Here is a 9,776-nt window from a genome sequence, read left to right as displayed (position 1 = left end):
ATCCGCAAGCAACTGGAGTACTTCCCTACCTTGCGAGCGGCAATGGAGTATGTTCTGAGTTTAGTGTCCTAACCAACCTGGCGGTTGCTATATTGTTAGGTGGACGATTCGATAATTATCAACGAAATCAATTTAACCGATTGAATTCAACACCCACCGAAGCCAATTTCACTGCTTTCAATCCCAGAGTCGGGATTGTCTACCAACCCTTACAACCTGTATCGTTGTATGCCTCCTTCACAAAAGGTTTTGAGCCGAGTTCTGCCATCTTAGCAAGTGGGGATGTTCCGCCACCACAACGGTCAACACAATATGAAGTAGGAACCAAACTAGACTTCGGTAAATTTGGTGGAACTTTGGCTTTCTATGACATTACAAAGACTAATATTCCCACAGCCGAAATCAACAACTCACCTTTCTCTGTTTTAACTGGAGAAGTGAAAAGCCGAGGAATTGAACTAGATGTATCAGGTGAAATTTTACCAGGATTAAATGTGATTGCTGCCTATGGCTACGATGATGCCTTTGTCAGTAGCGACAATCTTACTCCTGTGGGAAATCGGTTTGCAAATGCGCCTCGTCATTCTGCCAGTTTATGGACAACTTATCAACTCCAGAGAGGAGATTTAAAAGGCTTGGGATTTGGTTTAGGCGTTTATTATGTAGGCGATCGCGCTGGAGACCTTGCCAACTCCTACGATATTCCTAGCTATCTGCGCTTCGATAGTTCAATTTTCTACCGACGAGATAACTGGCGAGCGCAACTGAACTTCCGTAATTTGTTCGACACAGAATATTATCTCGGTTCACCAAATAGCGATCGCTTAGGTGTGATTCCTGGCGCACCATTTAGTGTTGTGGGAACGATTTCGGTACAGTTTTGATGAGCCATCGTCACCAAGAGCAGTCAGTGTGTGTACAGTATAACTAAACAGATGCTGACAGTAAATTTGAGGCGATCGCTCAAAAAATAAATATTTATATTTTCCTAACTTTGAATGTTCGATTAAGTCAGAGGAAACCAATTTAACCAAGCGTCCCAATTTTCCACGATTTGGGCAAATTCTGTATAACCTCCTGCTCTTGGATGAGCGCCATCATTAGCTCTTGCTTCATCTATCCAGATATTTGATTTTTCTAATATAGTAAAAACATCTAAATAAGGTACATCTAGTTTTTTGCAAATTAAAGCTAAATGTTGGGTTAAATCGATGTTTTTCTGCCTTCTTTGACTATCTTTTTGTTCTGCATAGGGTGCAGGGCCAACCATTAAAACAGGATATAATTTTTGAGCAATACTTAAAATTTCACGGGCATTTTTGATAGAATCTGCCAATTCCACACGAGTTTTACCATTTTCTAATGTTGTATCATTCAATCCAAAAGAAAATACAACTCTGCCATCATATTCTTTGGGTAATCGCAGTGATACTTCCTGTAACCAACGCTTTGCTATATCAGTACTCGTATCACGCCTAATTCCTAAATTATAGTAAGTAATGTCATAACCTTTTTTATTAGCATTTGTACATACTCTCCCTGTCCAACCAAGACATTCTTGATCGCCAGTACCATTAACAAAAGAGTCACCAACAAAGCAAATTCTTACTTCCGATAGATGCTGTAATTCCATTTATTATATTTAAAAAGCAAAGGTTTACACAAAGGAGCATTGAGTTATTCTCTGCGTTTTCCTTCTCTGCGAGACGCTTTGCGAATGCATCCCTCTGCGTTTCAAAAAAAGCTAAGAAATAGGAGAGACAGATAATTCCACCTCTCCTATGGAGATAAACTAATTACTTAGAGCAACGCTTAGTTTAGTATCTGCTAGTTCTGTTGTTAGGTTTGTGAACAATAAAGCTGAGAACTTGACACTGCTTAATGTTGTCAAAACCCACAACCCGAATATAGCTGTTGCTGAATTGAGAACGGCATCCTTGAACTTCGTTCAGTACTTCTTGAGTAGATCTAGCACCGAACAAAGGCAGCTTCCACAGTGTCCAATACAATTCTGTTGGCTCAGAAGTTTCGTTAAATTCGATTGCTGGAATGTAACCTTGATTCAAAATGTACTGGATCTGCTTGGAAATTTGAGCGTCAGACAGGGGTGGCAGATAAGAAAGGGTTTCGTAACGACGCTCTTTTGGTAAAGTTTGCATAGCTTTTGATAATGGGTTGCGATTTTTTACTACTAGATTGACTGAACTAATTGGATAAGTTATCCAAATTTGGATCTGAAGTTGCTTGCTGTTCTGGTTGCAGGCTGGGGTTAGATGTATCTATTTGTGTGATGCGTTCTAAATGCTGACGACGCTGCTCCATATTGGCTTGCTGAATGCCAGTGCGAACCATTTCCGGCAAAAATTCTGCAATTTCTTCCGCAATGTGTTCCCTGACAGTCATGATTCGCAAAGCCAAATCTGGTTTTTCTCGCAACAGTTGCTCAATGTATGATTCACCATTCTGAATTTTGCCAGACGAAAAGTTATGCAGCCAAAGTTCTAATGGAGGATTCGTTTCACCTAGCTGTGCCAATACTGTCCTTAGAGCCTGATAAGTCAGATAACTTTGGAGAGTTTTGGTTGTGTCCTTCGCAATTTGCTTAAAATTCATACTTGACCCCAGCCCTGAAGAGTTATGAGTTATGAGTTTTGAGTTATGAATTAATGCAAATCCTAACTCTTAACTCTTAACTCTTAACTGTTAACCCAGATCAGACGGTATCCATTGCTTCAAACTCGAACTTGATTTCTTTCCACAGCTCGCAAGCAGCAGCCAGTTCAGGAGACCACTTGGCAGCTTCACGGATGATATCGTTACCTTCACGAGCCAAGTTACGGCCTTCGTTACGAGCTTGAATAACGGCTTCCAAGGCGACGCGGTTAGCGGTTGCACCAGGAGCGTTACCCCAAGGGTGTCCCAGTGTACCACCACCGAACTGTAGTACGGAGTCATCACCAAAGATTTCTACCAGTGCGGGCATGTGCCATACGTGGATACCACCAGAAGCAACTGCCATTACACCAGGTAGAGAAGCCCAGTCTTGGGTAAAGTAAATACCACGAGACTTGTCTTGCTCAATATAGTTTTCACGCAACAGGTCAACGAAGCCCATTGTGATACCACGTTCACCTTCCAACTTACCAACTACTGTACCAGTGTGGATGTGATCGCCACCAGATAAACGTAGGGCTTTAGCCAATACACGGAAGTGGATACCGTGGTTCTTTTGACGGTCAATTACAGCGTGCATAGCACGGTGAATGTGCAGCAATAGACCATTGTCGCGGCACCAACGAGCCAATGTGGTGTTAGCGGTGAAACCTGCTGTGAGGTAATCATGCATAACGATGGGCATTTTGAGTTCTTTCGCGTACTCAGCCCGCTTCAGCATTTCTTCACAGGTAGGAGCGGTAACGTTTAGGTAGTGACCTTTAATTTCACCGGTTTCAGCTTGGGCTTTGTTGATAGCTTCAGCTACGAACAAGAAGCGATCGCGCCATCTTTGGAATGGTGCGGAGTTGATGTTTTCGTCGTCTTTGGTGAAGTCCAAACCACCGCGCAAGCACTCGTATACAGCGCGTCCGTAGTTCTTAGCGGAAAGACCCAATTTTGGCTTAATGGTACAACCGAGTAAAGGACGACCGTATTTGTTTAACTTATCGCGCTCAACTTGGATACCGTGAGGAGGCCCTTGGAAAGTCTTGATGTAAGCTACTGGAAAACGGATATCTTCTAGACGCAGTGCGCGTAGAGCTTTGAAACCAAACACGTTACCGACAATTGAGGTCAACACGTTGGTTACAGAGCCTTCTTCAAACAGATCCAAAGGATAGGCAACGTAAGCAATATATTGGTTGTCTTCGCCCCGAACTGGTTCGATGTCGTAGCAACGACCTTTGTAGCGATCGAGGTCGGTGAGCAAATCTGTCCACACAGTTGTCCAAGTACCCGTGGAAGACTCAGCCGCTACAGCCGCACCTGCTTCTTCGGGAGGAACACCAGGCTGAGGTGTCATGCGGAACGCAGCTAGAAGATCGGTATCTTTTGGTGTGTAATCGGGTGTGTAATAAGTTAATCTGTAATCTTGAACCCCGGCTTGATACCCAGATTTGCTCTGAGTCCTCGTTTGAGCGTAAGACATATTTTATCCTTCCCTGAAATCACTCTTGTTAATTATCAAATCACGTTTTGTGCAACTTCCCTTCACCCCATTTTTTTCCCTTCATCAAGGAAAAAAACGGGAAAAATTTTTGTTAAGGGTTGTTTTTGACAAAGGGTAGTAGTTTTTTTGCGGCTGACACTTTGGTAGCGGTGGTAGTCCTCCTCACCAGTGTTATCCCCTTCTAGGGGTACACGACCTAGCACTTCTACTGTTCCCTCTTCCTATAAATCAAAATTCTTTTTTACCTCTTCTTCACACCCAACTAAACTTTCTCAATTTCACCAAAACTTCCGCTTTTTGCGGCTTGATTTAGATAATTTCCCTACAAATCGGTGTATTCAGGGGATTGAGCTGGCTGGCACTCATTCCCGCCTCTACACTCCGTATATCTTATCCGTTGATGGATAAAGATACCAGAAAAGAATTTATTTGACACAGATTTAGCAGAGTTGTGAGCCTAAAGATAAAAAATTGCACACCACGTAATTTGTAACTTGTTTCACAATATATCAAGAATTCGATAAGTTATTCTTTGAAAGTTTTTAACTTAACTATATGAATTTGTTATTACATAAAGATTTAAACTTTTTGTTACAAAAGCTTTACAAAATGTTATCAATGGCGCATTGGGCATAGGGCATGGGGCATGGGGGAGATGAGAGCAGAGGAAGGAGCAGGGGAGAGAATTCCTAACTCAACACTCCCAATGCCCAATGCCCAATGTTTAAAAAATCCCAGCTAGGGGAACACTGAAATCAACCCAAAGCCAGTTTAGGTAAATGCTATGGGTAGTGTCTCCAAAGGAAATGTCACCGTGGTATTGTTTTACAAGCGTACTAGTTTATTAATTACTTCTATCTTGCTGGGGTTGATAGCTTTGCCAAATATGGGATGGGCACAAAAAACCCCTGAGATTAATTCATCTGATGTAACCCCCGCTTACCCACTTTCCCCACCGCCACCACGAGTAGAACCTTTGCCTGATGAGCGAGGAGTTGAAAAAAATTCGCCAAAAACTGATTATCGTGTTGGTAACTTACTAGGAGATGTTACGGGTAATCTTTGGGTAGGTTCTTGGCGGGGACTATCGCGGATTGATCCTAAAACCGGCAATATTATTTCTCGTGTGAGCTTACCGAATGTTGCCATTGGTGCTTTAGCCCAAGACAAAGTAGGACGTTTGTGGGTAGGAAGTTATGAGGGACTGGTTCGAGTTGACCCCCGCACTAACGAAATCACTGCACAAAATTTATTTTTACCTTCTAAACGCGTATTGTCACTGTTAGTTGACAAACGGGGTTATTTGTGGACTGGAACCGATAGCGGTTTAGCTCTGATTAGTCCCGACCAAGGCTTGATTATGACAACATTAAAAAATCTGCCTGGTGTCAGCGCCAACGCCCTGACTTTAGATGCTGAAGGTCAACTGTGGGTTGGTACTCTGGATGGATTGGTGCGGGTAAATACTGCTAGTGCTGCGATTATGAAGCGAATAGCCGATTTACCAGGAACAACTGTACAAGCTTTAGCTATTAGTCCAGAAGGGTTAATTTGGGCAGGAATGCCAAATAATTTGCTAGTTATTAACCCAAAAACTGGTGCAGTATTGCGGTCTGTAACTCGTCTGCGTGGGCGTGACGTGACAGTGGTACGTTTTGCAAAAGATGGTAGTGTCTGGGTCGGGACTAGTAATGGTTTGTTACGATTAAATCCAAATACAGGAGCTGTATTAGACCCAGAAGTTGCTGGACTTCCTTCTAGTCGAGTTATTACCCTTGCACCTGACATCAGCAATAAATTATGGATTGGTACTAGTGAAGGTCTAGCTTGGTTAATGCCCAAAACGGACAGTGCAAAACCCCATATTGCTTTCAGCCGCGCTGTTAAGTAGGGATTAGGGGACAGGGGACTGAATTCTTTCTAATAGCTAATTACCTATCCCTATCACTTATCCCCTATCACCTATCCCCTATCCCCTATCCCCTAATTAAAAATGGCAATCACTACCCAGCAATTAATTCAATGGAAACAACAGGGACGTTCAATTGTCGCGTTGACCGCCTGGGATTATGCGATCGCTCAACTCCTCGATGCAGCTGGTGTAGACTTAATCCTTGTAGGTGATTCTATGGCAGTAGTTCTAGGGTATGAAACAACACTGCCGATAACTTTGGATGAGATTATATATCACGCTAAAGCTGTACGTCGTGGGGTTAAACGCGCATTAGTAGTTGTCGATTTACCTTTTTTGACGTATCAAGAAAGTCTCCAACAAGCAATGCACTCAGCTGGGCGGGTACTAAAGGAAACGGGCGCTCAAGCGGTAAAATTGGAAGGTGGCTATCCAGCGATCGCCCAAACTATAGCTCGTTTAGTAGAAGCTGGAATTCCGGTCATGGGTCATGTGGGTTTGACACCGCAATCAGTACATCAACTGGGTTTGCGACAACAAGGAAAAACCCAAGAAGCCAGTGAGAGAATTTTACAAGAAGCGATCGCTCTCGAACAAGCGGGTGTATTTTCTCTAGTGTTAGAGCATATACCCGCAGATTTGGCAATGCAGATTTCACAAAAATTGACTATTCCCACAATTGGTATCGGTGCGGGAATTCACTGCGATGGACAAGTTTTAGTTACCTCAGATGTCCTTGGACTGACAGAAAAGCATCCACCATTCGCCAAAGTTTACACAAATTTGCGCCAGACGATTACCAAAGCCGTGCAAGATTATGCCGTGGAAGTGCGAGAGCGAAAGTTTCCTTAGAAAAGTTAAGGAAATAAGGACGAGAACAAAAAAACCCCGACTTGAGAGCCGAGGTAGATGGGAGAAGTCCAAATGTCAATGGAATATTGCAATACCAAAGTCTGTTTTTCTTAACTGAAACCCAATGTAACCAAAACTATATAGGTAATAGACAAGTTGCAATTTTATATATGCAGCTTACTTTCGGGCTTTGCTAAGTTATGTAAATAAATATAACAATAATATTACAAATAGTCAACTATACTTGACAAACAAAGGCTGATAGCCATTATAAGGACTACTTATCAAAATACGATGATCGAAAAATAAAACAGGTTACTGGCTAAAATAATGGGATGAAAATCAGAACCGCTCTTTTGGGGAATAGAAAAACTAAGCGATTAGCTGCCCAATTCCGGGTAGGTGGAATTAAGCCAGAGATTTGAGAAGCTAGCTACTAGAGCGCCAAAGTCTTTACAATTCCTTTGTTGACTCAAAAAGTATTCTCGACCTATGACAAATCAAGCTGCTATCCCGGTTATTGTCAACGGTGCTGCTGGCAAAATGGGCCGTGAGGTGGTTAAGGCGGTGGCACAAGCGCCTGACTTAAACCTAGTGGGTGCAATTGACTACAGTTCGGAACATCAAGATAAAGACGCTGGAGAATTGGCAGGTTTAAGCGAACCTCTGGAAGTGCCGATTACTAATCAATTAGAACCGATGTTGGGGTATGTGGCTGGTGACAGACAGTCTCCTCCAGGGGTGATTGTAGACTTTACCCATCCTGACTCAGTTTATGACAATATTCGCAGTGCGATCGCTTACGGTATTCGTCCTGTAGTTGGCACCACTGGGTTAAGTCCAGAACAAATTCAAGACTTGGCAGATTTTGCCGACAAAGCTAGCACTGGTTGTCTAATTATTCCTAATTTTTCCATTGGGATGATACTGTTGCAACAAGCTGCGATCGCAGCTTCCAAATATTTTGACCATGTGGAAATTATTGAACTGCATCACAACCAAAAAGCTGATGCTCCCAGTGGTACTGCGATTCAAACAGCGCAGTTATTAGGGGAGTTGGGTAAAACTTTTAACCCTGCTCTTGTAGCAGAAACGGAGAAATTACCAGGAGCGAGGGGCAGTATCGCAGATGAAGGGATTAGAATTCATAGCGTCCGCTTGCCGGGATTGATTGCCCACCAGGAAGTGATTTTTGGCGCAGCAGGACAGATTTATACTTTACGACATGATACGAGCGATCGCGCTTGTTATATGCCAGGAGTGTTACTAGCGATTCGCAAAGTCTTAACGTTAAAGTCGTTAGTATATGGATTAGAAAAGATACTTTAAACTTTAAACACACTATTGGGCATTCATTACTTAGGACTCATGTTAGTACCACTGACTCGCCAGAAATTTGAACAAGTTGTCCCCCTAATTGCCACTGGTTTGCAGTACAAGTACTACTGGGGGAAGTTCTCAAATTTTTTGCAACGGCTGTTAATTTCTGTAGTTGCGGTAGTTGTTATTTTGCTTGTAACAGTTATTTTCAAGCTTGAGTTTGCTTCAATAGTATTTGTGTTCGGGGTAATTGGCGCTTTTTTTTGGTTGTGGTATCCAGTGTTTCAAGCAAGTATGCGGAATTTACAATGCCGCCGTTACAAGTACGGCGGCTTTTTCCGTGGTCGAGTTCTAGATTGGTGGATTACAGACCAATTGATGGGTAAAACCGAAACAGTCAATAACAAAGGCGAATTGGTGATTGTAGAAAACCGAGAAAAACAGATAAATTTAGAGGTCGGTGATGATACAGGATTTAGCATTGAGTTTGTAGCACCATTACGTCCTGCCCACAAAGTTATTACTCGCGGTCAAATTGCAGAAATGGTAGTGATGTCAAATCGCCCAGATTTGAGCAGTATTGAAGAATTCAGCGATATATACTTTCCCAATCGTGACCTGTGGGTTAGCGATTATCCTTATCTGCGGCGGGATTTCTTTAACGAAGTCGGTCGCCGTTTGCGTGAAGACCAACAACAAAAGCCGCGTCGGCGGCGTCGTAGAGTAGAGGATTGAAGAAGTGATTAGTATAGGTTTTGGGACTTAGACAAAAAGTAGCCAGAAAAAAGCCTCAAATTTATTTATATATAGAGAGACTTTGACATTGTTTTGTCTAGTTTCTTGATATATCTGGGTTTCAAGCATTTTTGAGCATTTGGTGTATTTTTCCTGCCCTGTATGGGTTTGAGAATTATTTGTGCCTCAAAAATGTTTAAGTCCTGATAGCTGAGTGATATGAAATGAGCATCAAAATTGCCAGGAAACAGTTCCTTGCACAGTAAACCCGATTACCTAGCGAACTTTCAAAATAATCTACGTCAAATAGACTTTTGAAATTGAGGGCAACTTTGAATCTATCTTGGTTATAGAAAATAGCTGCATCAGTCCGAAAATAGCTAGGGACTGTATAAGTATTTTCCAAATTAGTACGATAAATTCAAATACTAGTTGTCACGAAAAAGTTATATTCTTAGGAACGCGCTTGAGCGATCGCACCCGTAAAAAAGCTATTTAAACGCGATTTAATTTCAGTGCGATCGCCCTTAGTCCAGTTTGCTATTAGTAGGACTTAAACAAAAAAGAAAAAGTAAAAAGAGTATAATGCTGTGTCAGCATAGCTTTCACATCCAAATAAACATCGATGAAAGACTAAAAGAATATCAAGTCCAAGATAAAAGAAGTTTACTTCGACATTTCATTTTAGTTTTTTGTGCTTATACCAATTCTCTAAAAGCTGGCTACAGATAGTGCCTCTAAAATATATTGCCTTCGGGCAATAGATGCAATAATTGGTTTGGTTAATTTGCC

Annotated in this window: 10 protein-coding genes; 5 read left to right on the top strand and 5 right to left on the bottom strand. The window is 42.1% G+C overall.

All coding sequences use genetic code 11. The features are described 5' to 3' along the window. A partial coding sequence (locus V7K89_RS17995) for a TonB-dependent siderophore receptor (RefSeq protein WP_335189408.1) occupies positions 1 to 884 on the top strand: 884 nt, incomplete at its 5' end. 122 nt (positions 885 to 1,006) lie between these two features. On the opposite strand, the gene V7K89_RS17990 is transcribed toward V7K89_RS17995, so the two are convergent. The 5 genes from V7K89_RS17990 to V7K89_RS17970 all read right to left on the bottom strand — a co-directional run bounded on the left by V7K89_RS17990 (position 1,007) and on the right by V7K89_RS17970 (position 4,368). Next, positions 1,007 to 1,633, bottom strand: a complete 627-nt coding sequence (locus tag V7K89_RS17990) for a GDSL-type esterase/lipase family protein (RefSeq protein ID WP_335189406.1) — start codon at positions 1,631 to 1,633, stop codon at positions 1,007 to 1,009. A 184-nt stretch (positions 1,634 to 1,817) separates the two neighbouring features. Then, positions 1,818 to 2,159 (bottom strand): ribulose bisphosphate carboxylase small subunit, encoded by a 342-nt coding sequence (locus V7K89_RS17985; protein ID WP_335189403.1) that lies wholly within the window; start codon positions 2,157 to 2,159, stop codon positions 1,818 to 1,820. A 46-nt stretch (positions 2,160 to 2,205) separates the two neighbouring features. Continuing rightward, positions 2,206 to 2,613 (bottom strand): RuBisCO chaperone RbcX, encoded by a 408-nt coding sequence (rcbX, locus tag V7K89_RS17980; RefSeq protein ID WP_335189401.1) that lies wholly within the window; start codon positions 2,611 to 2,613, stop codon positions 2,206 to 2,208. 100 nt (positions 2,614 to 2,713) lie between these two features. Next, a complete protein-coding gene (locus tag V7K89_RS17975; protein ID WP_335189399.1) occupies positions 2,714 to 4,144 on the bottom strand; it encodes a form I ribulose bisphosphate carboxylase large subunit in 1,431 nt (476 codons plus the stop codon). Positions 4,145 to 4,206: 62 nt separating this feature from the next. Next, positions 4,207 to 4,368 (bottom strand): hypothetical protein, encoded by a 162-nt coding sequence (locus tag V7K89_RS17970; protein WP_335189397.1) that lies wholly within the window; start codon positions 4,366 to 4,368, stop codon positions 4,207 to 4,209. 581 nt (positions 4,369 to 4,949) lie between these two features. Here V7K89_RS17970 and V7K89_RS17965 point away from each other — a divergent pair. The 4 genes from V7K89_RS17965 (at position 4,950) to V7K89_RS17950 (ending at position 8,984) form a co-directional block, all read left to right on the top strand. Continuing rightward, the gene (locus tag V7K89_RS17965; protein ID WP_335189395.1) at positions 4,950 to 6,056 is read left to right on the top strand and encodes a ligand-binding sensor domain-containing protein; all 1,107 of its coding nucleotides are present in this window, start codon (positions 4,950 to 4,952) and stop codon (positions 6,054 to 6,056) included. 102 nt (positions 6,057 to 6,158) lie between these two features. Then, on the top strand, positions 6,159 to 6,929 hold the full coding sequence (gene panB / locus V7K89_RS17960) for a 3-methyl-2-oxobutanoate hydroxymethyltransferase (RefSeq protein WP_335189393.1): 771 nt from the start codon (positions 6,159 to 6,161) through the stop codon (positions 6,927 to 6,929). A 492-nt stretch (positions 6,930 to 7,421) separates the two neighbouring features. After that, positions 7,422 to 8,258 carry a 4-hydroxy-tetrahydrodipicolinate reductase gene (dapB, locus tag V7K89_RS17955; protein ID WP_335189391.1) on the top strand — a complete coding sequence of 279 codons (837 nt, stop codon included), beginning with the start codon at positions 7,422 to 7,424 and terminating at the stop codon, positions 8,256 to 8,258. 39 nt (positions 8,259 to 8,297) lie between these two features. After that, positions 8,298 to 8,984 (top strand): phosphate ABC transporter permease, encoded by a 687-nt coding sequence (locus V7K89_RS17950; RefSeq protein WP_335189389.1) that lies wholly within the window; start codon positions 8,298 to 8,300, stop codon positions 8,982 to 8,984. Positions 8,985 to 9,776: the final 792 nt, after the last annotated feature.

Origin of the sequence: Nostoc sp. (assembly GCF_036917515.1) — a bacterium.
In the GTDB taxonomy this organism is placed as follows: Bacteria; Cyanobacteriota; Cyanobacteriia; order Cyanobacteriales; family Nostocaceae; genus Nostoc.
This window is presented reverse-complemented; position numbering and strand designations above follow the sequence as displayed.